This is a genomic window from Streptomyces sp. NBC_00203 (genome assembly GCF_045206325.1).
In the GTDB taxonomy this organism is placed as follows: Bacteria; Actinomycetota; Actinomycetes; order Streptomycetales; family Streptomycetaceae; genus Streptomyces; species Streptomyces lutosisoli.
Window position 1 is genome coordinate 9,897,500 of the sequence record NZ_CP108126.1, and the last position, 22,339, is coordinate 9,919,838.

At 71.3% G+C, this 22,339-nt stretch carries 25 protein-coding genes; 15 read left to right on the forward strand and 10 right to left on the reverse strand.

Features of this window, described 5'->3' with window-relative positions:
* The first annotated feature begins 139 nt into the window (after positions 1-139).
* On the forward strand, positions 140-868 hold the full coding sequence (locus tag OG975_RS43845) for a TetR/AcrR family transcriptional regulator (protein WP_406335271.1): 729 nt from the start codon (positions 140-142) through the stop codon (positions 866-868).
* Between the two features lie 158 nt (positions 869-1,026).
* Positions 1,027-1,488 carry a pyridoxamine 5'-phosphate oxidase family protein gene (locus OG975_RS43850; RefSeq protein WP_406335272.1) on the forward strand — a complete coding sequence of 154 codons (462 nt, stop codon included), beginning with the start codon at positions 1,027-1,029 and terminating at the stop codon, positions 1,486-1,488.
* Positions 1,489-1,552: 64 nt separating this feature from the next.
* On the opposite strand, the gene OG975_RS43855 is transcribed toward OG975_RS43850, so the two are convergent.
* From OG975_RS43855 to OG975_RS43865, 3 genes are all read right to left on the reverse strand, one after another.
* Positions 1,553-1,885: a DUF4235 domain-containing protein gene (locus OG975_RS43855; RefSeq protein WP_406335273.1), complete on the reverse strand. Its 333-nt coding sequence runs from the start codon at positions 1,883-1,885 to the stop codon at positions 1,553-1,555.
* 73 nt (positions 1,886-1,958) lie between these two features.
* Positions 1,959-2,591, reverse strand: a complete 633-nt coding sequence (locus OG975_RS43860) for a response regulator (protein ID WP_406335274.1) — start codon at positions 2,589-2,591, stop codon at positions 1,959-1,961.
* Positions 2,579-4,537: a histidine kinase gene (locus OG975_RS43865; RefSeq protein WP_406335275.1), complete on the reverse strand. Its 1,959-nt coding sequence runs from the start codon at positions 4,535-4,537 to the stop codon at positions 2,579-2,581. The genes OG975_RS43860 and OG975_RS43865 overlap by 13 nt, the downstream gene beginning before the upstream one ends.
* Positions 4,538-4,679: 142 nt before the next feature.
* Between OG975_RS43865 and OG975_RS43870 the strand changes: the two genes are divergently transcribed.
* Entirely contained in the window at positions 4,680-5,366 is a 687-nt protein-coding gene (locus tag OG975_RS43870) for a DUF4386 family protein (protein WP_406335276.1), read from the forward strand.
* 64 nt (positions 5,367-5,430) lie between these two features.
* Here the strand turns inward: OG975_RS43870 and OG975_RS43875 are convergent, their stop codons facing one another.
* Positions 5,431-5,874 carry a nitroreductase family deazaflavin-dependent oxidoreductase gene (locus tag OG975_RS43875; protein WP_406335277.1) on the reverse strand — a complete coding sequence of 148 codons (444 nt, stop codon included), beginning with the start codon at positions 5,872-5,874 and terminating at the stop codon, positions 5,431-5,433.
* A gap of 164 nt (positions 5,875-6,038) precedes the next feature.
* Here OG975_RS43875 and OG975_RS43880 point away from each other — a divergent pair, with 164 nt between their 5' ends.
* The 3 genes from OG975_RS43880 (at position 6,039) to OG975_RS43890 (ending at position 9,707) form a co-directional block, all read left to right on the forward strand.
* The gene (locus OG975_RS43880; RefSeq protein ID WP_406335278.1) at positions 6,039-6,491 is read left to right on the forward strand and encodes a nuclear transport factor 2 family protein; all 453 of its coding nucleotides are present in this window, start codon (positions 6,039-6,041) and stop codon (positions 6,489-6,491) included.
* Positions 6,492-6,638: 147 nt separating this feature from the next.
* The gene (locus OG975_RS43885) at positions 6,639-9,305 is read left to right on the forward strand and encodes an NACHT domain-containing protein (protein WP_406335279.1); all 2,667 of its coding nucleotides are present in this window, start codon (positions 6,639-6,641) and stop codon (positions 9,303-9,305) included.
* Positions 9,306-9,368: 63 nt separating this feature from the next.
* On the forward strand, positions 9,369-9,707 hold the full coding sequence (locus OG975_RS43890) for an IS3 family transposase (protein WP_406336724.1): 339 nt from the start codon (positions 9,369-9,371) through the stop codon (positions 9,705-9,707).
* Here OG975_RS43890 and OG975_RS43895 read toward each other — a convergent pair.
* Entirely contained in the window at positions 9,599-10,060 is a 462-nt protein-coding gene (locus OG975_RS43895) for a carboxymuconolactone decarboxylase family protein (protein WP_369264592.1), read from the reverse strand. The two genes, OG975_RS43890 and OG975_RS43895, sit on opposite strands and share 109 nt — an antisense overlap.
* Positions 10,061-10,169: 109 nt before the next feature.
* Positions 10,170-10,802, reverse strand: a complete 633-nt coding sequence (locus tag OG975_RS43900; protein WP_406335281.1) for a LysE family transporter — start codon at positions 10,800-10,802, stop codon at positions 10,170-10,172.
* A 366-nt stretch (positions 10,803-11,168) separates the two neighbouring features.
* Between OG975_RS43900 and OG975_RS43905 the strand changes: the two genes are divergently transcribed.
* The gene (locus tag OG975_RS43905; protein WP_406335283.1) at positions 11,169-12,386 is read left to right on the forward strand and encodes a cytochrome P450; all 1,218 of its coding nucleotides are present in this window, start codon (positions 11,169-11,171) and stop codon (positions 12,384-12,386) included.
* An 18-nt stretch (positions 12,387-12,404) separates the two neighbouring features.
* Positions 12,405-12,599 carry a ferredoxin gene (locus OG975_RS43910; protein WP_327435337.1) on the forward strand — a complete coding sequence of 65 codons (195 nt, stop codon included), beginning with the start codon at positions 12,405-12,407 and terminating at the stop codon, positions 12,597-12,599.
* Between the two features lie 69 nt (positions 12,600-12,668).
* Here the strand turns inward: OG975_RS43910 and OG975_RS43915 are convergent, their stop codons facing one another.
* Positions 12,669-13,271, reverse strand: a complete 603-nt coding sequence (locus OG975_RS43915) for a TetR/AcrR family transcriptional regulator (protein WP_406335284.1) — start codon at positions 13,269-13,271, stop codon at positions 12,669-12,671.
* A gap of 105 nt (positions 13,272-13,376) precedes the next feature.
* On the opposite strand from OG975_RS43915, the gene OG975_RS43920 reads away from it, so the two are divergent.
* Entirely contained in the window at positions 13,377-13,835 is a 459-nt protein-coding gene (locus OG975_RS43920) for a nuclear transport factor 2 family protein (RefSeq protein WP_406335285.1), read from the forward strand.
* Between the two features lie 70 nt (positions 13,836-13,905).
* Positions 13,906-14,439: a flavoprotein gene (locus OG975_RS43925; protein ID WP_406335286.1), complete on the forward strand. Its 534-nt coding sequence runs from the start codon at positions 13,906-13,908 to the stop codon at positions 14,437-14,439.
* Positions 14,440-14,460: 21 nt separating this feature from the next.
* Here the strand turns inward: OG975_RS43925 and OG975_RS43930 are convergent, their stop codons facing one another.
* Positions 14,461-16,122 carry a phospholipid carrier-dependent glycosyltransferase gene (locus tag OG975_RS43930; RefSeq protein ID WP_406336725.1) on the reverse strand — a complete coding sequence of 554 codons (1,662 nt, stop codon included), beginning with the start codon at positions 16,120-16,122 and terminating at the stop codon, positions 14,461-14,463.
* 267 nt (positions 16,123-16,389) lie between these two features.
* Complete coding sequence (locus OG975_RS43935) at positions 16,390-16,857, reverse strand: DUF5990 family protein (protein WP_406335287.1); 468 nt, start codon at positions 16,855-16,857, stop codon at positions 16,390-16,392.
* 219 nt (positions 16,858-17,076) lie between these two features.
* Between OG975_RS43935 and OG975_RS43940 the strand changes: the two genes are divergently transcribed.
* The 4 genes from OG975_RS43940 (at position 17,077) to OG975_RS43955 (ending at position 21,102) form a co-directional block, all read left to right on the forward strand.
* Complete coding sequence (locus tag OG975_RS43940) at positions 17,077-18,012, forward strand: ABC transporter ATP-binding protein (RefSeq protein WP_406335288.1); 936 nt, start codon at positions 17,077-17,079, stop codon at positions 18,010-18,012.
* Positions 18,009-18,857 carry an ABC transporter permease gene (locus OG975_RS43945; RefSeq protein WP_406335289.1) on the forward strand — a complete coding sequence of 283 codons (849 nt, stop codon included), beginning with the start codon at positions 18,009-18,011 and terminating at the stop codon, positions 18,855-18,857. Before OG975_RS43940 ends, OG975_RS43945 begins: the two co-directional genes overlap by 4 nt.
* 212 nt (positions 18,858-19,069) lie before the next feature.
* On the forward strand, positions 19,070-20,428 hold the full coding sequence (locus tag OG975_RS43950; protein WP_406335290.1) for a sensor histidine kinase: 1,359 nt from the start codon (positions 19,070-19,072) through the stop codon (positions 20,426-20,428).
* Positions 20,425-21,102: a response regulator gene (locus tag OG975_RS43955; RefSeq protein ID WP_406335291.1), complete on the forward strand. Its 678-nt coding sequence runs from the start codon at positions 20,425-20,427 to the stop codon at positions 21,100-21,102. Before OG975_RS43950 ends, OG975_RS43955 begins: the two co-directional genes overlap by 4 nt.
* Before the next feature lie 40 nt (positions 21,103-21,142).
* Here the strand turns inward: OG975_RS43955 and OG975_RS43960 are convergent, their stop codons facing one another.
* Positions 21,143-21,616 carry a carboxymuconolactone decarboxylase family protein gene (locus tag OG975_RS43960; RefSeq protein ID WP_406335292.1) on the reverse strand — a complete coding sequence of 158 codons (474 nt, stop codon included), beginning with the start codon at positions 21,614-21,616 and terminating at the stop codon, positions 21,143-21,145.
* Positions 21,617-21,795: 179 nt separating this feature from the next.
* Here OG975_RS43960 and OG975_RS43965 point away from each other — a divergent pair, with 179 nt between their 5' ends.
* Positions 21,796-22,323, forward strand: a complete 528-nt coding sequence (locus OG975_RS43965; protein WP_406335293.1) for a GNAT family N-acetyltransferase — start codon at positions 21,796-21,798, stop codon at positions 22,321-22,323.
* The last annotated feature ends 16 nt before the right edge of the window (positions 22,324-22,339 follow it).

The following is a 22,339-nucleotide window of genomic DNA, read 5'->3' on the forward strand; positions in this document are numbered from 1 at the left end:
CCTGCTCCGATCGCACCCGGGGCCTGATTCCGGCCCGATGACCGGAAATGAAACTGCCCGGAGCCTTAACACGTCAACGCTGTTGACATAAGGTGCCCGCACCGGAGGCAGCGCCCCTCAGGAACCGGCGGGAGAGCCCATGACGTCCACGAACGACCGAGTCGTGCCGCCCGCCGCCCGGCGGCGCAGGCGCCCCACCAAGACCGGCGTGGTGCTCTCCGAGGAGCTGATCGTCGAGACGGCGCTGCGGCTGCTCAAGGAGCACGGCGCCGACGCCCTCACCGTCCGCCGCCTCGGTCTCGCCCTCGGCGCCGACCCCAGCGCCCTGTACCGGTACTTCCGCGACACCGACGACCTGCTGCTCGCCATCGCCGACGAACTCATCGGCCGGAACCTGCGCACCTGGCACCCCACCGGGGACTGGCGCGCCGACCTGCGGGACCTGGGCCTGCGGATGCACGCCGGGTCGCTCGCGCATCCGCAGGCCGCCGTGCTCAGCTCCTACCGGGTGACGGGCCGGGTCCACGAGATCGAGGCTGTGGAGAAGATCATCGGCGTGCTGCGCGGCGCCGGCTTCCCCGACCCCGAGGCCGTCCGGATCTACCACGCGTTTGTCGACCAGGCGCTGGCCTTCGCGGCCCTCGACGCGGCCGGCCTCGCCCTCCCGCAAGCCGCCCGCGAGGCGGAGGCGGGCGTGTGGCGGGCGACGTACGCCCGACTGCCCGCCGACACGCACCCGCACATCGCGGCGACGGCCCGCCACCTGGTGGCGGACATGCGGCGCAGCGGCTATCCGGTGGCGCTGGACATGCTGCTGACCGCGGCGGCGGCCCGGCTCGAGGAGATCGGGGAGCACGGGCACGCCTAGACGAGATCACGGAGCGCCGGAACGCGGAACCACGGTCACGGACCACAGGAACGCGTAGAGGCTCACACCGAGAACGCCCGGCGCGTCACACTGAAGGGCGCTCCTACGTCATCCCTGTAGACCTGTCCGTACGACGGCCACCAGGAGGCTGCCCGCCGATGAACCCGCCCGCCCGCACCCCGAAGCAGCGCATGCAGGACACCCTCGACCGGCTGGAGAACGACGAGGACGCCTGGGTGTCCACGGCCGACGGCGACGGGGGACCGCCGTATCTGATCCCGCTGTCCTTCCTCTGGGACGGCACGACCTTGCTGTTCGCCACCCCGGCCGCCAGTCCGACGGGACGGAACCTGCGGACGACGGGGAGGACACGTCTGGGCATCGGCCCGACGCGCGACGTGGTCATCGTCGAGGGGACCGTCGAGACGCTGGAGGCCGCCGAGCTGCCGGACGGGGTGGGCGACGCCTTCGCCGAGAAGACCGGCTTCGACCCGCGTCAACTCACCACCGCCTACCTCTACTTCCGCGTCACCCCGCGGCACGTACAGGCCTGGCGCGAGGCCAACGAGATCTCCGGACGGGACCTCATGCGCGACGGCGAGTGGCTCGTGACCGACTGAACCTCGCCGTACGGGGTGCCTGCGCGCAGTTCGCCGCACGGGGGTGTCCGGGAGCGCGGGGTCCTCAGTCCCCGCCGTCCCGGGCGCCCTTGTCCGAGATCGGCCACACACCCGTGGAGCGCTCGGCGGCCTTCGCGCTCGTGCGGTCCGCCGCGCTGCGGGCGACGGCGAAGATCGCGCCCTGGAGGGCGGCAGCCAGCAGCACCTCGCCCCAGCCGCGGTCCCGGTCGAGCGCATCCGGGGCGTCCTCCTCGTGACGTATCGCCTTCCAGGCCCGCTGGAAGGCGAGTCCGGCGAGGGCACCGCTCGCCCAGCTCAATGCGAAGCCGAGAGGCTTGTGGGTGAGGGGGAGCTTGAGCTTCTTGCTCGCCTTGTACTTCTTGTTCCTTTTGGACACCTGGTCTCCTCTGCCTCTCTGGTCAAGAACGTAGGGCCGCCCGCCCAACGGTCCCGATTCCCGCCATCCCCCTTCACGCCGTGAGGTATGCCAGCACCGCCAGTACCCGCCGATTGTGTTCCTCGCCCGTCGCGAGGCCCAGCTTGGCCATGATCGAGCCGACATGAGTCTCCACGGTGCGCTCGGTGAGCCACAACCGTCGGGCGATGCCCAGGTTGGTGCGTCCCTCGGCCATCAGCCCGAGCACCTCCGCCTCGCGCGTGGTGAGGGAGGCGAGGGGGTCCCGGTGGGCGCCGAGCATCCGCGAGACCACCTCGGGATCGAGCGCGGAGCCGCCGGCCGCGACCCGTCGCAGCGCCTCCAGGAAGTCCTCGACGTCGAAGACGCGGTCCTTGAGGAGATAGCCGAAGCGCCCCTGGGCGACCAGCTCCACCGCGTTGCGGGTCTCGATGTGCTGCGAGAGGAGCACGATGCCCAGCTCGGGGAACTCGTCGCGCACCCGCCGGGCGGCCCGCGCCCCGTCGTCCGTGAGGTCCGGCGGCATCCGGATGTCGATGACGGCCAGATCGGGCCGTGCCTCGGCCACGGCCGCCACGAGAGCCGGCGCGTCCCCCGCGCGCCCGACGATCTCGTGCCCCGCGTCGGCGAGCAGTCGCGCGAGTCCTTCCCGGAAGAGCGCGGAGTCCTCGCCGATCACGATACGCATGGCAGCACCGCCTCCACGGTCGTCCCGGCACCGGCCCCGCTGATGATGTGCAGCCGCCCGCCGAGCGCGGCCACCCGGTCGGTGAGTCCCGAAAGCCCGGACCCCGTACGGGGATCGGCGCCGCCCCGGCCGTCGTCGCGCACCGTCACCCGCACCGCCCCGTCCCCGTCCTCGCGTACGACGACTCCGATGGTGGCGGCCTCCGCGTGCTTCACCGCGTTGGTGACGGCCTCGCTCGCGACGAAGTACGCGGTCGTCGCGATGTCGTCGGGCAGCGCTCGTCCGTCGAGCCGCCAGTCCAGCCGCACCGGCGCCCGAGCGGCGAGCGCCTCCAGCGCGGGGCCGAGTCCGTCGTCCAGCGAACTGGGCCGAAGGCCGTGCGCCAGCTCGCGCAACTCCGCCACAGCCGTGCCGAGTTCGGCCACGGCCTGGTCGAGCAGCCCGTCCACGTCCACCGTGTCGTCGTCGAGGTGACGCTGGGCGAGCCGGAGCGCCATGCCGAGCGTGACGAGCCGCGACTGGGCGCCGTCGTGCAAGTCCCGCTCCAGACGCCGCCGTTCACGGTACCCGGCCCGCAGCAGCCGGCTCCGGCTCGCCTCCACCTCGCCGAGCGCGCCCGCGAGTTCGGCCCGCAGTCGTACCGTCTCCACGAGCGAGGCACAGGCGGAGGCGACCTCGCGCGGACACGGCCCTTCGATCACGCCGATCGCCCGGCCCGCCGCCCGCACTTCGAGGCCCGCCGTGACCCGTACGCCGTCGATGTCCTTGAACTCCGTTCCGCCCGGCAGCAGATAGCCCACGCGCAACTCCGGTGCCCGCAGCGCGTCCCGCAGCGCCTCCTCCAACTGCTCGGGATGCGCCCGCCCTTCGTGCACCGCGCCTTCCAGCGCCCGTACGGCGGTCAGCGCGGCCTGGCGCACGGGATAGAAGCGCCGGTCCACCCGGCGGCGTACCCGGTTCTTGACGGGTACGAGTACCACGGCGACCAGCGCGGTCGCGGCGGACGCCACGAGGGGGCTGCCCCGGCCGAGCGCGAGCCCGCCGGAGGCGGACGCCGCGCTGTACACGGCGAGCAGCCCGGCCGTGACCACGGCCCAGGTGACCACCGCGCTGGCGGCGCGGTCGACGTCGTACAGATCGTGGCGCAGGATCGCCAGCGCGGTCAGGGACGGAACGCCGAGGTAGAGCGCGAGGAGCCCCAGCCAGATGAAGACTCCGACCTCACCGAACAGCAGGTAGTCGGTCCAGCAGGACAACAGTGTGCCCGGCAGCGCGACCGCGCCGAGGGCGAACCACTTCACCTGGGCCCGCTGCACCGGTTCGGCCGTGCGGTAGCGGCGCCGCATCACCAGCATCGAGGCGACGAGCAGCGCCATGAGCAGGCCGAGGGACAGGTAGGCGACCCACAGCAGCGACATGGGGCCCGTCGGAAGCGGGTGGCCGAAGTCCTCGAAGGGCGGGTCGTACGGGGTGGGGTCGAGGGTGGCGAGCACCTCGAAGAGAACCGGGTCGATGAGGACGCCGTACAGCACCAGGCGCGGGAACCGGCCGGCCGGCAGACGTCCGTCCGGGAAGACCAGCACCAGGAGCATGACCGGCACGTACCACAACGTCCAGATTCCGGCGCTGAGTTGGTGGGCGGCCTCGGCGCCGGGCAGCAGGCGTGAGCGGTCGGCGCTCACATAGGCGTAGGTGTCGCTGAGCATGATCAGCGGCGGTACCAGGCCGATGAGCGTGAGCAGGAAGCCGACGGGGTTGGCGGGGCGGCGGCCGGAGACGAACAGGCCCAGCCCGGTGGAGAAGGCCCCCACCGCGACCGCGCCGACGACCGTGAGGACGTCTCCGACGGCGGGGCCGGGGTCGAGGAACAGCAGCGCGCAGCCCCCTGCGGCCACGATCGCCGTCGACGACGCGGTGACCAGGGAGAGTCGGCGAGGCCAGGGCATGCGCTCACGGTAGGGCCGGAGGGCGGGCGTCGGTATCCGTACTGACACGCAGGCTCTCCCAGTGCCAGCCCTGATGTGCCACCAACTCCCGGCGCGCGACAGTGCGGTGACGCCCCATCACGTCACACGTCGGGAGACCGCCATGACCGCCCACACCACCACCGAGCGCCCCACGTACACCCTGCCCTCGCCCCGCCTGCGGCCATTCGCCACGGTCGCCCTCGTCGCGGTCGTCGTCGGACAGGTGATGAACTTCCTGCTGACCTGGCTGGCGCCGGGCGGTGATCCCAGCAACGGCAACTCCTACGACAAGGTCGCCGACAACCGCGGCTCCTTCTGGGCGCTCTACGCCTACGGAGGCGTGGGCATCGCCGTGTTCACGGTCGGGCTCGCGATCGCCGTCTGCATCCTGGTGCGTGAACGCGGCGCCGTACTCGCCCGGATCGGCGCCGCGGTGGCGGTGCTCTCGGGCGCGTTCCTCGCCGCGGGACTCGCCGCGATCGCCGTCGTCTACTCGTACGCGACCGACACCGCGGCCCTGGACGAGACGGCCGGACGCGCTTTCGTGCACTACGTCAACGACCACGACGGCCGTGTGATGGGCTTGGTCGGCCCCGGCGCACTGGCCACCATCCTGGCGACGCTGCTCATCGCCGTGGCTCTGCTGCGCTCGCGGGTGATCCCGTGGTGGATCTCCGCCCTGTTCCTCGTCGGCGGACCGCTGGGCTTCGTTTTCGCGTCGGGGACCTCGGGAGCGGTGGCGGCGCTGCCGGGCGCGGTGTCGGCGATCCTCATCGCCGGACAGGCGTGGCGGCAGACGGCCGCCTGACCAGGGGGGAGTGGCCCGTACCGGCGCGGGGGGCCGGTACGGGCCACAGCCGTGTGCGCGCCCGTCAGCCGGTCGGCTCCAGCACGAAGACGGGGATCTCCCGGTCGGTCTTCGTCTGGTAGTCGGCGTACGGGGGATACGCGGCGACCGCGCGCTCCCACCACTGGGCCTTCTCGTCACCGGTGATCTCGCGTGCCGTGAACTCCCGCCGCTCGGAGCCGTCCTGGAGCTCCACGAGGGGATCGGACTTGACGTTGTGGTACCAGACCGGGTGCTTGGGAGCGCCGCCCAGCGAGGCGACCGCCGCATAGCTTCCGTCGTGCTCGACGCGCATCAACGGGGTCTTGCGGATCTTGCCGCTCTTGGCGCCGCGGGTCGTGAGAATGATGACGGGGAGACCCGTGTCCATCAATGTCGTGCCCTTGGTGCCACCGGAACTCTCGTACAGCTCCACCTGCTCCCGCACCCACTGCGTCGGGCTGGGTTCGTACTCGCCCTGAAGAGGCATGACTTCCGTCCCATCGTTGCGTCGTACCGATGTTGTCCCGGCACGATTCAACACCAGTGCGGACGCGAATCTTCCGCACCATTACCTCGCGTGTAATCGCGTTCGGCGTACGTGTGCGGCACGGTGGAGCCGTTCCCGCACCGAGACGACAGAGGGGCCGCTCCATGTCCGTAGTCACTGACCACGCCTCGACGACACGTGCCGTGGTCGAGGAGTTGTTGCGCCGGATGGGGGAGGGCGATCCCCCACGGATCGCCGAGCTGTACGCGGAGCGGGGCGACTGGAAACTGAGCTGGCCGGAGGACGAGCACGGGCGCGCGGACACACCGTGGATCCGCCACCGGTCCACGCGGGCCGACACCGCGGACCACTACCGCGCACTGGCCGAGCATCATGTGCCGGGCCGGGCGGCCACCGAGATCGAACGGATCCTTGTCGACGGCGCCGAGGCGGTCGTACTCGGCGAGATCCGCCAGACGGCCGGGGCGACCGGACGCGCCTATCGCGCCCGGTTCGCCCTGCACCTCACGGTCGAGAACGGCCTGGTCGTACGGCACCACGTGTACGAGGACAGCCTCGCCGTGGCCCGTGCCTTCGAGCCCGATCCCGAGTCCTAGTACTCCAGCAGGGAGGCGGTGAAGGCCTGTTGGAGACGTTGACAGGCCCAGGCGGCCCGCCACCACAGGCTGCAACTTGTCACTCGTACGTGGGGCGAAGCCGCTGTTCCGGCGCACTTCCCCTTCCTGCCGCTGGAAAATCCGGCCATGCGGACTGGTTGGCGGACACGACGGGTCGGCGTGCTCTATCTCCTACTGTCGATCGGCGGCATGGCCGGGGCGTTGGGCATGGCCGTCCGTTTCGACCTGCGGGTGGCCGAAACGGTGGCGGCTCTGCTTCCGTCCCTGGGCGGCATGTACTTGTCCTGGGCGACGTTCGGGGCCGATCGGCGGGAGGCGGCCGAGGGTTTCGGCGTGGCCGGGGTCGCCGATCGGCTGGCGGTGGCCGTGCGGCGCCAGTGGGAGTCCGAGGCCCGGGTGCGGCGGCTGAACGACCCCTATCCGCTGCCGGTCTCCTGGCAGGCGGCCGACGCGCGGTTCGGAGAGTCGTGGTCCCTCCTGCGGGAGATGGCCAGGCACTGGCCGGACGGACGGTCGGCTCCTCGCTCCGCCGGGGTCACCGAGTCTGCCGGCCTGGCCGGGACCGGCGGGGAGATCGCCGAGGTGTTCCTGGAGCGTGTGCCGACACGCCGCCTCGTGGTCCTGGGCGGACCGGGCAGCGGGAAGACGATGCTGCTGATCCGCCTGTTGCTGGCCCTGGTCGCCGAACGGGCGGAGGGCGGCTCCGTTCCGGTGCTGTTCCCTCTGGCTTCGTGGAATCCTGCGGAACAGACGCTGGAATCCTGGATGGCGGAACAGCTCGCGCGTGACTACAGCGGTCTAGGCGACCCGGGAACGGGGCCCGCCGATCGCACCGGGCGGGTCAGCCACGCCCGGGCACTGCTGGAGCACCGGCTGATCCTGCCGATCCTGGACGGATTCGACGAGATCCCGGCACCGTACCGCGCCGTGGCGCTGGACGCGATCAACGCCGCCCTGCCGCCGGGTCAGCCGCTGGTGCTGTCCAGCCGGGTGACGGAGTACGGGGACACGCTGTCCCCGGCCCACGGGGTACCGGTCAAGCTCAGCGGTGCCGCCGCTGTGGAACTACGCCCCTTGAGAGCGCCGGACATCGCCGACTACCTGGAGCGGGACGCCGGCGGCCAGGACGCGGCGGCTGCCCGCTGGGAGCCGGTGATCCGCCTGCTCGGCACCGACGCCCCGGTGGCACGCGCGCTGACCACACCGTTGATGCTCTTCCTGGCCCGGACGGTGTACAACCCCCGGCCGGAAGAACGAGCCGGCGTCCTCCCCAAGCCTGCGGACCTGTGCGATCCGACCCGCTTCCCCGACGCCGCGGCCGTCCGGGCCCATCTCTTCGACGCGTACGTGCCCGCCGCCTACCGGCCCCATCCCCGCTACCCGTGCCGCTGGTCCCCCCAGCAGGCCGAGCGCGCCCTGCAGTATCTGGCGCGACACCTGCAGCACACCCTGGGCGGTACCACCGACCTGGTCTGGTGGCAGTTGCGCCGCGCGTTGCCGTCGCGCGTGGCCCAGGTGGTGACGGGGACTGTCCTCGGTGCCGTGGCCTGGGCCGCCGCCACCGTGGTGGGCAGGCTCACGGCACTGCTCGCCGGTCTCGACTCCGGGTGGCTGACCGGCCCGCCCGCAGCCATCGTCGCGGGCCTGGCCGGAGGGATCGCGGGCGGCATCGGCTGTGGCCTTGTCGCAGGCGTGACCGGGGGCATCGCCGAGGGGCTGACTCACGTGTTCACCACCGGGCAGCCGGAATGGCTGGCGACCACGACGGCCAACGGTCTCGCCTACGGCTTCGCCGGCGGAATCGTTGGTGCGCTGTCCAGCAGACTCGCGGTCCGGCAGCCCGGGACGGCCTCGGGGTACCGGCAAGGCTGGGCCTGGGACTGGCGCATGTGCGCCCTCGGTTTCACCACCGGAGCCACCCTCTGGTTCCCGTACCGCCTCAACTACGGCCCGATGGCCGCGGCCGTCGGTGCCCTCGCCAACGGAACGGTCTACGCACTGGCCGGCGGAGCCACCGGCGCCCTGGCAAGCAGCCTGTCCGCACACCGCCCGCGCGCCATCCCGACCGTCCGCACGCGGTGGGCCTGGGACTGGCGGGGTTTTTCGACGGGCCTCGCCAGCGGCTCCGGCATCGGCGTCACCCACTGGGCCGTCCTCAGGATCCAGTCGCTCCTCACCGGCATGCCCTCCTACACCATCGCCACCATGCTCTCCTTCTCATGCGCCATCGGGCTCGCCGTCGGAATCGCCCATGGCCTCACGGGCAAGCCGGCCGATCTCGCCACCTCGGTAGGACCGGTCGCCCTCCTGGAGCAGGACCGAAGGATCTTCCGCAGACTGTGGATTGTCGTCAGCCTCGCGATCGGCGCCGCGTTCCTTCTCTGCTACGGCCTCGAATATGGCGCACAGGGCGGGCTCTCCTACGGTCTGGGCCGCGGGACCACGGACGGACAGGCGATCTCGATGGGCCCGCCCCACATCCTCGACCGCTCCCTGGCCTACGGACTCACCGTCGGCCTTGCCGCGGCGCTCAGCCACAACGCCTGGTGGTGCTACACCCTCACCCGCCACCACCTGGCGACGCGCCGACAGCTTCCCCGGGACCTGACCGCCTTCCTCATCGACGCCCATGAACGACGCGGCGTATTGCGCCAAGTAGGAGCAGTCCACCAGTTCCGCCACATCGACCTGCAGCACCATCTCGCCGCCGCAGGGCCCTCTCAGGAGTCCGGAGACCCGCTCCCGCAACTGCCCCGGCCACGGATCCCGCTGTCTCCGGCACGCAGACGTTGAGCGGATGACGCTTCCGGCCGCGCCGGCCCAGGCCCGGAACCCGGTGGAGGCCGAGCGGCCCGGATACGTCACGCGCACCAGGACTCGGACGGCGCCTACGGCGTCCCGCAGATCACCGCCGAACTCCGCGACGTCGGCCGGGCGGTGAACCACCAGCGCGTCGCCCGCGTCGTGCGGACCATCGAGCTCACCGGAGTGCGCCTGCGCCGCAGGCATCGGACGACGGTCCCGGCCCCGTCCGTCAGCCCGAGTTCTGGCCCTGGTCCCGGGCCGACTCCGAGCAGGCGCCCGGCTCACCCCCAGGTGGCGCCCGCCGGCTCCTTGATCGTCGCGTTGAGCCGGTTGAAGAAGTTCGTCGTCGCGATCCAGAGGATGAGCGCGGAGAGCTGCTGCTCGTCGTAGTGGTCGGCGACCTCGTCCCACAGCTCGTCGGAGACCGCGTCGCCGGAACGGTCGTTCAGCCGGGTCATCTCCTCGGCCAGCGCCAGCGCGGCCCGCTCGGCGTCCGAGTAGTACGGCGCCTCGCGCCAGGCCGCGACGGACCACAGACGCTCGTCCGTCAGACCGGCCTTCTTCCCGCCCCGGCCCCCGGCGTCGACACAGGCGCTGCACCCGTTGATCTGGCTGGCCCGCAGATGGACGAGCTCCAGGGTCTGCTGGGGGACACCGCCCTTGTAGGTGGCCTTGTACAGACCCTGGATGGCCTCCATGGCGCCAGGAAGGATCATCGCCGGGTTCTTCATCCGTGCCTGCATGACGTTCTCCTCAAGAGTTCGCGGCGCTTTCTGCGCTGTCACTGCACTGACGGAGCCCGTCGGGGGAATGTGACAGGCCCGGCGAAGAAGGATCGAAGAGAGATCACCGTCATGGCGGGGCCATCAGCATCCGTAGGGCCAGTGCCGTGATCACAGCGCTCGACGCGAGCGCCGTCACCAGCCGTCCCCGACGCCCCGTCAGGGTCCGGCCGAGCAGCGCGCCGCCCCCGGCGAGCAGGAGTTGCCAGCTCGCGGACGCGGCGAACGCGGCGAGGACGAACACGCCTTGCTCCAGGGGGCGCACCGCCTCGGCGGTACGGCTGCCGAGCACCAGCGCCGCGAAGTAGATCACCGTGGTGGGGTTGAGCAGGGTGATCCCCAGCAGTGCCAGATAGGCGCGCGCCGGGCGTGGCGGGTCCTCGCCGGAGCGGGCGGCAAGCCGTCGCCCGCGGTACTGGCGGAACGCGGTGACCGCGCCGCGGATCGCCAGCGCGGCCAGCACCAGTCCCGAGGCCCAGCGCAGCGGGAGCAGTACCGGCCGCAGCGCGGCCGCGAGCGCGGAACCGCCGAGCGCGGCGACCAGGGCGTACAACCCGTCGGCGGTCGCCACGCCCAGCGCGGCGCACACACCGGTCCGCAGGGACGTGCGAGCGGTGAGAGAGACGAGATAGGTCGCGACCGCTCCGACGGGCATGGCGATGCCAAAGCCCGCGAGAAGCCCCGCGACGAGCGCGGCGGTCACGACCGGCGAAGCGTAGGCCTCCGCGGTCGGCCGGGCTGCTGCTGGACCCGCACCGGACGAGCGGCGGCGGAGGTCGGCGGCAGAAAGGCTTCGTTCGTGGACATGGGCAGATCCTGGGGCCACCGGATCTGCCCACGCAAGCCAATTACCCAGGGGCTGTCCCGGAGGAGAACAGGCCATGCCTGCGGCACCGGGACAGCGACGCGGACGGGAAACCCGAGGAACGCGGCATCGGTCCGCGCACGCTTCGGCCAGATCACGCGTCCGGCGCATCTGGCCGAACTTCGCGTGGCCGTGTAGATGCCCCGGGCATCTAATGAAGATCGGCAAGAGGGAACCATCGCTTGATCGCTTGCGAGGTCATCCATGACAGAAACCCCCACGGCAGAGCCCGCCACCACAGAGCCGATCGCCTTCCCCCAGGACCGTACGTGTCCCTACCACCCGCCCACCGCCTACGACCCGTTGCGCGAGGCGCGCCCGCTCTCGCGGATCTCCCTGTTCGACGGGCGCGGTGTGTGGGTGGTCACCGGCCACACCACCGCCCGTGAACTCCTCGCCGACCCGCGGTTGTCGTCGGACCGCACCCGGCCCGCGTTCCCGTCGCCCACGGAGCGGTTCGCCGCGGCCCGCAACCGCCGTGTCGCGCTGCTCGGCCTCGACGACCCCGAGCACCACACCCAACGCCGCATGCTGGTCCCGAGCTTCACCCTCAAGCGGACCGCGGCGCTGCGCCCGCGCATCCAGGAGACCGTCGACCGGCTCCTCGACCGGATGGCGGAGCAGGGCCCGCCGGCCGAGCTGGTGAATGCCTTCGCGCTGCCCGTTCCCTCGATGGTGATCTGCGCCCTGCTCGGCGTCCCGTACACCGACCACGACTTCTTCGAGGAACAGTCCCGCAGACTGCTGCGCGGTCCCGCCGCGGCCGACATCGAGAACGCGCGCGACCAACTGGACGCGTACTTCGGTTCGTTGATCGACCGCAAGCAGAGGGATCCCGGGGACGGACTCCTCGACGAGCTCATCCACGATCAGCTGCGCGAGGGGACGGTGGACCGCCAGGAGCTGATCTCGCTGGCGGTGATCCTGCTCGTCGCCGGGCACGAGACGACGGCGAACATGATCTCGCTCGGCACCTTCACCCTGCTGAGGCACCCGGAACAGCTGGCCGAACTGCGGGCCGATCCGACGCTGATGCCCACCGCCGTCGAGGAGTTGCTGCGCTTCCTCTCCATCGCCGACGGGCTGCTGCGCGTCGCCACCGAGGACATCGAGGTGGCCGGGAGGACGATCCGCGCAGACGAGGGTGTCGTCTTCTCCACCTCCGTCATCAACCGTGACGCGCGGACCTTCGCCGAACCGGACGCCCTGGACTGGCACCGCTCGGCCCGCCACCACGTGGCGTTCGGCTTCGGCATCCACCAGTGCCTCGGTCAGAACCTCGCCAGGGCCGAGATGGAGATCGCGCTGCTGTCGCTCTTCGACAGGTTCCCCGGGCTGCGGCTCGCCGCACCGGTGGACGCCATCCCGTTCAAACCCGGCGACACGATCCAGGGGATGCTGGAACTCCCCGTGACCTGGTAAGAGGCTGCGGGCATGAACATCGACATCTCCATCGACAAGGACGTCTGCATCGGCGCGGGCCAGTGCGCCCTCGCCGCCCCGGGCGTCTTCACCCAGGACGACGACGGATTCAGCGAGGTGCTGCCGGGCCGCGAGGACGGCGGCGGCGACGCGATGGTGCGGGAGGCGGCACGGGCCTGCCCGGTAGGCGCCATCACGGTGTCCGAGACCTGAAAGAGGATCACTTCTCGACGACGACGACGACGGCGAGGTCGAGTCGGCGCAGGCGTGCGGGGCCGGCGATCACCCTTCACGCCGCGACCCGCTCGCCCTCGCCCTCGACATCAGTACCCGCGCCGCGTCGGCCGCCTGGCCGGCGGGCTCCGTGCTCCGCGTGATGCCCGCGGTGACCATGGCGCCCTCGGCGAGCAGATACAGCTGGTCCGCGAGGGGGGACGGAAGCCCGGCGTCGGCCACGAGGCCTCTCAGGTAGTCCTTGAACGCCTCTTTGTGCGCCGTGACCTGGGCGGTGACGACGGGTGAGGTGGTGCCGAGTTCCCCGTACGAGTTGATCCAGGCGCAGCCCCGGAAGCCGGGCTCCGCGAACCACTGCCCGAGCCAGTCGAAGACCGCCAGGATCCGCTCCTCCGGTTCCCCGTGCCGGTCGACGTGCTCGGCCAGCCGCTGCCGCCAGCGGACATCGCGCCGCTCCAGATACGCCTCGACGAGCCGCTCCTTGGCGGGGAACAGCTGGTAGAGCCGCTTGAGCGACACCCCTGACGCGCCGCGGATGTCATCCATGCCGACGGTCTGGATGCCGCGGCCGTAGAACAGCTCCTCCGCGGCGTCGAGCGCCTGTTCCCGGGCGAGGGCGAGGGCCTGGTCCCGGGCGGTCGTGCTGTCCATGCGGGGGACTCCTTGACGTGAGAACGGTCGTTCTCTACGTTAGCAGCCATGACGGAGAACGCTCGTTCTCTACTGCTTCGAGATCGTCGAGCCCGAGGAATCGCCATGACCGACCGCCCGCCCCTGCCCCCGTTCACCCGCGAGACCGCCGCCCAGAAGGTCCAGGCCGCCGAGGACGCCTGGAACACCCGCGATCCCCGCAAGGTCTCGCTCGCCTACTCCGAGGACTCCGTCTGGCGCAACCGGGACACCTTCGTCACCGGCCGCGCCCAGATCGTGGAGCTCCTCACGGCGAAGTGGGCACGCGAGCGGGAGTACGCCCTGCGCAAGGACCTCTGGGCCTTCGACGGCAACCGCATCGCCGTCCGCTTCCAGTACGAGTCGCTCGACGCCGACGGCCAGTGGTGGCGGTCGTACGGCAATGAGCTGTGGGAGTTCGACGAGCACGGTCTGATGACGCGGCGGGAGGCGAGCATCAATGACGTACGGATCGAGGAGAAGGAGCGGCGGATCTTCGGCCCGCGGCCGGAGTCGGAGCGCGGGGACTCCTTCCCGGTTCAGTAGAAGTCCCGTGTGCTTCATGCGAAGTCCCGTGCGTTCCTTCGAAGTCGCGTGTGTTCATTAGGGTTTCCGGGTGAGTGAACACGCCGAAAAGCCCTTCCTCTACGTCGTCGTCTGCGCGGCCGGCATCGCTGAGGACATCAGCAAACTGATCACCGCGGCCCAGGAGCGGAACTGGGAGGTCGGCGTCATCGCCACCCCCCAGGGCCTCGGCTTCATCGACGCGACGGCCGTCGAGGCGCAGACCGGACGCCCCATCCGGTCCGCCTGGCGGTCCCCGGGCGACCCGCGCCCCTTCCCGGCCCCCGACGCGGTGGCCGTCGCACCGGCCACCTTCAACACCGTCAACAAGTGGGCGGCCGGCATATCCGACACCCTCGCCCTGGGAACGCTGTGCGAGGCGTACGGCCTTGGTGTCCCGATCGCCGTACTGCCCTGCGTGAACGAGGCGTTGGCGACCCACCCCGCTTACCGCGCGAGCATCGGGCGGCTGCGCGGAATGGGCGTCCGGTTCGGTGACCCGTACTCCGGGGAGCCGCAACAGGACGGCGGGCGAAGGGAGTTCCACTGGGAACGGGTGCTGGACCTGCTCACCCCCGGCACGTGAGGTCAGTAACCTATCGGGCTGTCACCGACGGTAGATCGTGATCGAGTGGCCGACCTCGTCGATCGGCCGGCTGGTGGCGAGCAGCGCCGCCAGCCGGCCGTCGGCCTTGGCGACCGAGGTGTCGGACACCACGAGCAGCCCGTGCACCTCGCCCGGCGGTGCCTTGCGGGGATCGGCCGCGTCGATCCCGTAGTACGACGGCACACCGGCGCCCTTGTAGACGAGCCAGACCTTCTCGTGCGGGTAACGCCGGTCCAGACGGTCGGCGAGCCGCCCCAGGTCCTGTCCCCAGTCGACGTTCGAGTCGTGCAGCCGCAGATGGGTCTTCGACGGGCCGCCGAACGCCTCGTTGGAGTACGGCAGGTAGTACGGGTACGTGAGCAGCGAGCTCACGGCGACGAACAGGACCAGCGCCGCCGTGGCGATGTGCGCCCACCGCCGTCGGAACGCGACGACACCGGCAGCGGCGACCGCGAGGAACACCGGTATGAACAGGGCGTAGCGCACGCCCAGATCGCGTGAGCCGGTCATGGCCGCGGCCAGCAGCAGAGCCGGGGGGATCAGGAGGTACGGGGCGGCGGGCCGCAGCCGGGGTATGGAGACCATCGCGACGGCACCGGCAAGCCACAGCGCCTGCATGCCGAGCGGCGTCTTCACCAGCAGCGCGGCCGGCAGGTAGTACCAGAGCCCACCGTGATAGAGCCGACCGAACAGAAACCCCTGCCACGTCGCGTTCTCGAAGCCGAACTGGACGCGCATCCCGTCCCGGTACGGCTGCGGGAAGGGCAGCCGGTCGACGAACAGCCCGCGCAGCCCATGGACGGCCGGGAGGTCCGCGGGAGCCGTCCAGCGCAGTTGGGGGTCGACGGCGAAGTAGGTGGCCCACACCACGGCGAGCGCCACCAGCGCCATACCGGTCGCGCCGGCCGCGGCGAGCCCGAGGAGCCGCGCCTTCGCGGACGCGCCGAGGGCCTGTGCCTCTGCGGACGTGCCGAGGGGACGAGTAAGCGCAGGCCTGTCGGGGGGACGAGTACCCGAGGGCGTGTCGACGGGCCGTGTCCCCGCGGGCGTGCGGAGGCCCCGCGCATGCCAGACCGACGCCACCGCCAGGAGCATCAGTACCGGAACGGCCGGCAGCGTACTCATCTTCGTGGCCACCGCCGCCCCGAGCGCGGCCCCGGCGAGCGGCAGATGGAGGAGCGGCCGGCGCCGGGCCCGCCACAGCAGCCACACCGACGTCAGCAGGAAACCCGACGCCGGCACGTCGAGCGTGGCCAGCGAGCCGTGTGCGATGACGTCGGGCGAGAACGCGTACAGGGCGAGTGCCACCAACCCGCCCGCAGGGCCGACGAGTTCACGGGCGAACGCGAGGACGACCAGGCCGAACAGCAGCGTCAGCACGATCACCGGCAGCCGTGCCCACCACATCACCCGCCAGGGATCGTTGCCCGACTCGTACAGCACCCGCCGGCCGAGCGCCGTCTGATCACCCTTGAAGCCGGCGTCCAGGTGCGGATGGGCGAACACCAGCCCGCTCGCGATGATCAGCTTGCCCAGCGGCGGATGCTCGGGGTTGTAGCGCAGGCTGTGCTGCTGGACGTAGACCACCGCCGTTCCCACATACACGGGTTCGTCGATCGTCGGCGTCTGTTCCACGGCCGTCGTGACCATCGCGACCGCCATCTCGGCGAGCAGCGCGGCCACTGCCACCACGAACAGCCACCGCCGGTGCCGCCGAAGCCACTCGAATCGCCTCGGCGGCTCCGCGCTGCTCACCGGCACGCGTTCCCCGTGCCTGCTGGCTATGAATGTCGGCATGCCCTTTGTTACGTCCGCTCCGTACGAGCCTGCTCAACCGGTGGCACCCGGCTTCGGACACCGGAATCACCGGTGGGGAGCCATGAGTATGCACCGCTGCGGGGCCTCGGCCGTGGGAGCCGGGTCGTCGCCCTAGTCGCCCGTCTCGGCGGTCCAGGTGATCCGCGGGGGCTCCACCCGCGCGCACAGAGGTGTACCACCAGTGTCGGTCAGGCCGAGGCGTCCGACCAGCAGGCCGTCGCGGGCGGCCGCGGCGAGTACCTCGGCGGGGATCGTGTCGAGCATCAGCTTGGCGCGGCGGAACATCGTGAAGACGCCCGACTCGTCGACCGTGCCCCACGACAGGTAGATGAACCGGCGGCCCAGACGGTTCTGCACGTAGGGGCCCGTCACGTCGGTGCCGGTCGGCGAGGTGATCGCGGTGCAGTCCAGGGTCCAGGTCGCGGACTCGGCGTCGCCGGGGTGCGGTTCCAGGACCTCGGCCGGACGGTCGCGGCGTTGCACGGCGACATGGATGTTGCCGTACGTGGCGAAGGCGGCGCCGGCGGGGGCCGGGCAGGTGGAACCGGGCAGGTCGACGGCGTCGATACGGATGCGCATGGCGGCCATCATCCGGCAACGGGCACAAGGCCCGCCGCGCGGTAGGACGGCCTTACGCGGTCGGCGATGTCATCCGATGCGGAGGACTCCGTCGTACCGAGGTACTACGGGCCTCACCTCAGTGACCTCCCGGGTACCACGGATCCCGGTTCGCGGGCCCTTAGCGTGATGAGTGAGCAGCCAGGCGGGTTCCGGCCCCCCGAGCACGAGGGAAAAGCGATGATCGAGGCACAACAGCTGACGAAGCGGTACGGGGAGAAGACGGCGGTCGACCGGCTCGACTTCGTCGTCAAGCCCGGCACGGTCACCGGCTTCCTCGGCCCCAATGGCGCGGGCAAGTCCACCACCATGCGCATGATCGTCGGACTGGACGCACCGTCCGGCGGCAGTGTGACGGTCAACGGCAAGCACTACGCCCAGCACAGCGCGCCGCTCCAGGAGGTCGGTGCGCTGCTGGAGGCCAAGTCGATCCACCCGGGCCGCTCGGCGTTCGACCACCTGATGGCGCAGGCCTACACCCACGGCATTCCGCGCCGCCGGGTGGAGGAGGTCATCGAGCTGACCGGGCTGCAGTCCGTGGCCAAGAAGCGCGCGGGCGCCTTCTCCCTCGGCATGGGCCAGCGGCTGGGAATCGCCGCGGCGCTGCTCGGCGACCCGGCCACCATCATGCTCGACGAGCCGGTCAACGGGCTGGACCCCGAGGGCGTGCTGTGGATCCGCAACTTGCTGACCGGGCTCGCCGCGGACGGGCGTACGGTCTTCGTCTCCTCGCACCTGATGAGCGAGATGGCGCTGGTCGCCGACCACCTGATCATCGTCGGACGCGGCCGCCTGCTGGCCGACACCACCGTGCAGGATCTGGTCCGGCAGGCCGGCGGTGACACCGTGACCGTGGCGTCCGACCAGTCGGCCCGCCTGCGCGAGGTCCTGGCCGGCCCCGGCGTGGAGATCACCGGTGAGGTCGGCTCCGAGGAGCTGCACGTGACGGGTCTGTCCGCGCGGGCCATCGGCCTCAAGGCCGCCGAGCACGGCATCCCCCTGTTCGAGCTCAGCTCCCGGACCGTCTCCCTGGAGCAGGCCTTCATGGACCTGACCCGCGACGCCGTCGAGTACCACGCCACCGCCACCATCGAGGCCCCTGGGAGGGCGGCATGAGCACCGTCACCGTCACCGACAGCCCCGCGCCCGCACCCGTGCGGGCGGCACGTCCGGAGTACAAGGTCACCGGGCGCCGTGTGCTGCGCTCCGAGTGGGCGAAGCTGTGGTCCCTGCGCTCCACCTGGATCACCCTCGGTCTGGGGCTGCTGTTCCTGATCGCGTTCGGCGTGATCGCCGCCGCGCACTACAAGTCCGAGCTCAACTCCGGTCATCCCCTGCGTCCGGACGACGCCTCGGCCACCGCGCTGAGCCTGTCCGTGTTCGGCACGAACTTCGCGCAACTGGCGCTCGGCGTCCTGGGCGTGCTGGTCACCGCCGGTGAGTACTCGACCGGCATGATCCGCTCGACGCTGGCCGCCGTCCCGCGCCGCCTTCAAGTGCTGTGGTCCAAGGCGGGGGTGTTCGGCCTGGTCGCCCTCGTCGTCTCCACCATCGGCGTCTTCGTCGCGTTCCTGATCGCCGGCGGCATCGTCTCCGGCACCCCCGCGGCCCTCTCGCTCTCCCACTCCGGCGTCGTCCGCAGCCTGCTGGGCGCGGGCCTCTACCTGGGTCTGGTCGGCGTGATCGGCACCGCCCTGGGCGCGCTGCTCCGCTCGGTCGCCGGCGGCATCTCGGTCCTGGTCGCCTCGCTGATGCTGATCCCCGGCCTGATCTCGCTGCTGCCGAGCTCGTGGCAGGACAACATCAGCCCGTACCTGCCCAGCAACGCGGGCGAGTCGATGTTCGCGCTGACCCACGACTCGACGACCCTGTCGCCCACCGCCGGGCTCCTGGTCTTCCTCGGCTGGACCGTGCTCGCGCTGGCGGGCGCCGCCTACCGCCTCGTACGCACCGACGCCTGACGACCGAGGCCGGGCGGCTGAGGCCTGACGCCCGGCCCTGACGCCGGCTTCCTCGCGACCGGCGCGGCACCCGACCGGGTCACCGGACCGGGTGCCGCGCCGGTCGGACCGCGTTCCGGGCCACCACGGACACGGGGAGGGACACGCGTACGGGGACGCGGCCGGACACACAATGGACAGGTGACACCCATGAGCGCGAACCAGTGACCCCCATGAGCATCGACGACACCGCCCACCGGACGGCACCCTCCGAGCCGCCCTTCGCGGAGGCGGACCTCCCGTGGAATCACCCCCTGGCCCGTCGGCTGTCCCGGCTCGGCCGACGGCTCAAGCAGGGCGACCGGAACCACCCGTGGATTCTGGACGCGGGGGTGATCGCGGTCGTGGCGCTGATGTTCTGCGTGCCGGACCTGGTGCACGACGGCGACGGCGACCGGCGTGGCTTCGACCTCCAGCTCACCCACCTGCCCTGGCCGGGAACCGTCGCGCTCCAGGCCGGACTGGTACTGCCCCTGCTGTGGCGGCGCAGAAGGCCGTCCCTCGCCTTCGCCGTGATCGCCGTCGTGTTCTTCGTTCAGCTGGCTCTGGGAGTCTGGCTGCGCGCCGACGTCGCCCTGCTGATCGCCCTCTACAGCCTGGTGCTGCACGGACAGCTCCGGCGGCTGCCCGTGGCCTGCGCCGTCGTCGCCGCTGCCCTGGGGCTGGCCGCCGTCCGGCTGGCGCCCCAAGTGCACGTCCTGGACGCGCTGTTCTTCCTGTTCAGCACCATCATCGCGGCGGTCGCGCTCGGCCTGGCGGTACGGATCCGGCGCGCCCAGCTCGCCGTCCTGCGCGACCGGGCGGCCCGCCTGGAGATCGAACGCGACCAGCGCAGCAAGCTGGCCGCCGCCGCCGAACGCACCCGGGTGGCCCGCGAGATGCACGACATCGTCGGCCACAACCTCTCCGTCATCATCACGCTCGCCGACGGTGGCGCGTACGCGACCGACCACTCCCCGGAACGCGGCAAACAGGCCCTGCTGCTCATCGGTGACACCGGGCGCCAGGCGCTGGGCGAACTGCGCCGCATGCTCGGCGTCCTGCGCGAACAGACCCAGACCCCCGCCGCGCCCCAGCTCAGCCCCCAGCCGGGCATCGCGGACATCGACGCCCTGTGCGCCCGGATCCGGGCCGCCGGCCCCCAGGTCGTCTACCGCACCGGCGGCGAACTGGACGCCCTGGACCGCGGTGTCCAGCTGACCGTCTACCGCATCGTCCAGGAGGCCCTCACCAACGCCCTCAAGCACGCGGGCCACGACACCCGCGTCGAACTCGCGGTGAGCGTCAAGGACACGCGGCTGCACATCGACGTCCACGACACCGGCCGGGGCGGCGGTACCGTCCGTCCCGGGCCACCCCAGGAAGAAGGACACGGACTCGCCGGCATGAGAGAACGCGCAGCCCTCTACAACGGCACCGTCACCGCGGGACCCGCCCCCGGCGGAGGCTGGACGGTGCGGGCCACCCTCGACCTCACCCCCCTGGCCGGGACCGACCTCACCCCGCCGGCCGCCACGGGCGGTGCGGTGTGACCACTGTGCTCATCGTGGACGACCAGCCACTGCAACGCCTCGGCTTCCGGATGCTCCTGGAGAGCACCCCCGACACCGAAGTCGTCGGCGAGGCCGCCCAGGGCGGGGACGCCGTCCGCAAGGCCGCCGAACTCCGCCCGGACGTGATCCTCATGGACGTACGGATGCCCGGCATGGACGGCATCGAAGCCACCCGCCGCGTCGTCGCCTCCGGCGGCCGCTCCCGCGTTCTCATCCTGACCACGTTCGACCTGGACGAGTACGCCCACGCGGCACTGCGCGCGGGAGCCAGCGGATTCCTGCTCAAGGACGCCCACCCCGAGGAACTCCTGGCCGGCATCCGCGCGGTCGCGGCGGGCGACGCCGTGATCGCCCCCGCGCTGACCCGCCGCCTCCTCGACGCCTACGCCAGGCACCTGCCCCACGAGTCGTCGAGCCGAAGGGCGGCGGACGACCCCCGAGTGCGCGCCCTCACCGAACGGGAGTACGAGATCTTCGTCGCCATGGGCCAGGGCTGGAGCAACAGTGAGATCGCCGAGCGCCTGGTCGTGGCGGAATCCACCGTGAAGACCCACGTCGGCCGTGTCCTGGCGAAGGTGGGAGTCCGCGACCGCGTCCAGGCCGTCATCCTCGCCTACGACCTCGGACTTGCCCACCCGAACCCGCCCGACTAGGCAACAGGGACGCCCGTGCACCCGGCCGGGCGCTCCTGCGTCATGCGAACTGGCCGGGCTGGTAGTCGCCGGCGGGCTGCTGGATGATGACGTTCCCGCGGTTGAAGGCGTTGATGAGGGCGATGGTGCACACCAGGGCGGCGAGCTGCTCCTCGTCGTAGTGCTTGGCGGCATTCGCCCAGGCCTCGTCCGTGACGCCGCCGGCCGCGTCGGCGATGCGGGTGCCCTGCTCCGTCAGCTCCAGGGCGGCGCGCTCGGCCTCGGTGAACACCGTGGCCTCCCGCCAGGCCGCGACGAGGTTGAGGCGCGTCGAGGTCTCCCCGGCGTGCGCCGCGTCCTTCGTGTGCATGTCGGTGCAGAAACCGCAGCCGTTGATCTGACTGGCGCGGAGCTTCACCAGTTCCTGCGTCGCGGCCGGCAGAGTCGAGTCCGCGAGCACCTTGCCCGCGGCGACGAGGTGCTTCCCGAACTTGGCCGCGACCGGGCTGGTGAAAACGTTCAGCCGAGCTTCCATGGTGCACTCCTGTGTCGTTGTCGGCGGTTACACCTCCTTGGACGAAATAGCTCCCACGCGTTGTGACATCGACGAATGTGATGCGTGTCTCCCCGTCGCACCGAGACCCGGGTCGCAGAGCTTTGCCGGACGCGATAAATGCGTTGGTCCCTCTCGCGGGCCCTGGCCATACTGCCGCCATGGATCCCGTGACCCTGGAGACCGCCCGCCTCCTGCTCAGGCCGTTCAGCCCCTCCGACGCGGACGCGGTGCACGCGGCCTGCCAGGACGCCGACATCCAGTACTACACGCCTGCGCCCACACCGTTCCGGCGCGAGGACGCCGAGAAGTACGTCGCGGAGACCGGGCCCCAGGGCTGGGCCACGGACCGTGACTACATCCTGGGTGCCTTCCGCGCGGACAGCGGCGCCCTGGTCGGTTCCTTCTGCCTGACCAAGCTCTCCCAGGGCGTCTACGAACTCGGCTACTGGGCAGCCAAGGAGCAGCGTGGCCGCGGATATTCCGCGGAGGCCGCGCGGACGCTGTGCGACTGGGGGTTCGCCACGCTCGGGGCCCACCGGATCGAGTGGTGGGCGATGGTCGGGAACGCGGCCTCCCGCGCTCTCGCCGAGAAGCTCGGCTTCACCCTCGAAGGAACCCTCCGCAATCGCAGCATCGTCAACGGCGAACCCCACGACTGGTGGGTGGGCGGGCTCCTGAAGCCCTGATCCGCCCGGTCAGGGT

Coding starts and splice junctions, on each gene's coding strand:
- OG975_RS43875 (WP_406335277.1), bottom strand. CDS start 5,874: ATGCCTCTTCAGGGCGAGTACGAACCCAGCCCGACGCAGTGGGTGCGG.
- OG975_RS43905 (WP_406335283.1), top strand. CDS start 11,169: ATGACAGAAACCCCCACGGCAGAGCCCGCCACCACAGAGCCGATCGCC.
- OG975_RS43965 (WP_406335293.1), top strand. CDS start 21,796: ATGGATCCCGTGACCCTGGAGACCGCCCGCCTCCTGCTCAGGCCGTTC.
- OG975_RS43935 (WP_406335287.1), bottom strand. CDS start 16,857: ATGCGCATCCGTATCGACGCCGTCGACCTGCCCGGTTCCACCTGCCCG.
- OG975_RS43940 (WP_406335288.1), top strand. CDS start 17,077: ATGATCGAGGCACAACAGCTGACGAAGCGGTACGGGGAGAAGACGGCG.
- OG975_RS43945 (WP_406335289.1), top strand. CDS start 18,009: ATGAGCACCGTCACCGTCACCGACAGCCCCGCGCCCGCACCCGTGCGG.
- OG975_RS43860 (WP_406335274.1), bottom strand. CDS start 2,591: ATGCGTATCGTGATCGGCGAGGACTCCGCGCTCTTCCGGGAAGGACTC.
- OG975_RS43845 (WP_406335271.1), top strand. CDS start 140: ATGACGTCCACGAACGACCGAGTCGTGCCGCCCGCCGCCCGGCGGCGC.
- OG975_RS43930 (WP_406336725.1), bottom strand. CDS start 16,122: ATGGCGGTCGCGATGGTCACGACGGCCGTGGAACAGACGCCGACGATC.
- OG975_RS43870 (WP_406335276.1), top strand. CDS start 4,680: ATGACCGCCCACACCACCACCGAGCGCCCCACGTACACCCTGCCCTCG.
- OG975_RS43895 (WP_369264592.1), bottom strand. CDS start 10,060: ATGCAGGCACGGATGAAGAACCCGGCGATGATCCTTCCTGGCGCCATG.
- OG975_RS43950 (WP_406335290.1), top strand. CDS start 19,070: ATGAGCATCGACGACACCGCCCACCGGACGGCACCCTCCGAGCCGCCC.
- OG975_RS43880 (WP_406335278.1), top strand. CDS start 6,039: ATGTCCGTAGTCACTGACCACGCCTCGACGACACGTGCCGTGGTCGAG.
- OG975_RS43920 (WP_406335285.1), top strand. CDS start 13,377: ATGACCGACCGCCCGCCCCTGCCCCCGTTCACCCGCGAGACCGCCGCC.
- OG975_RS43915 (WP_406335284.1), bottom strand. CDS start 13,271: ATGGACAGCACGACCGCCCGGGACCAGGCCCTCGCCCTCGCCCGGGAA.
- OG975_RS43850 (WP_406335272.1), top strand. CDS start 1,027: ATGAACCCGCCCGCCCGCACCCCGAAGCAGCGCATGCAGGACACCCTC.
- OG975_RS43865 (WP_406335275.1), bottom strand. CDS start 4,537: ATGCCCTGGCCTCGCCGACTCTCCCTGGTCACCGCGTCGTCGACGGCG.
- OG975_RS43885 (WP_406335279.1), top strand. CDS start 6,639: ATGCGGACTGGTTGGCGGACACGACGGGTCGGCGTGCTCTATCTCCTA.
- OG975_RS43960 (WP_406335292.1), bottom strand. CDS start 21,616: ATGGAAGCTCGGCTGAACGTTTTCACCAGCCCGGTCGCGGCCAAGTTC.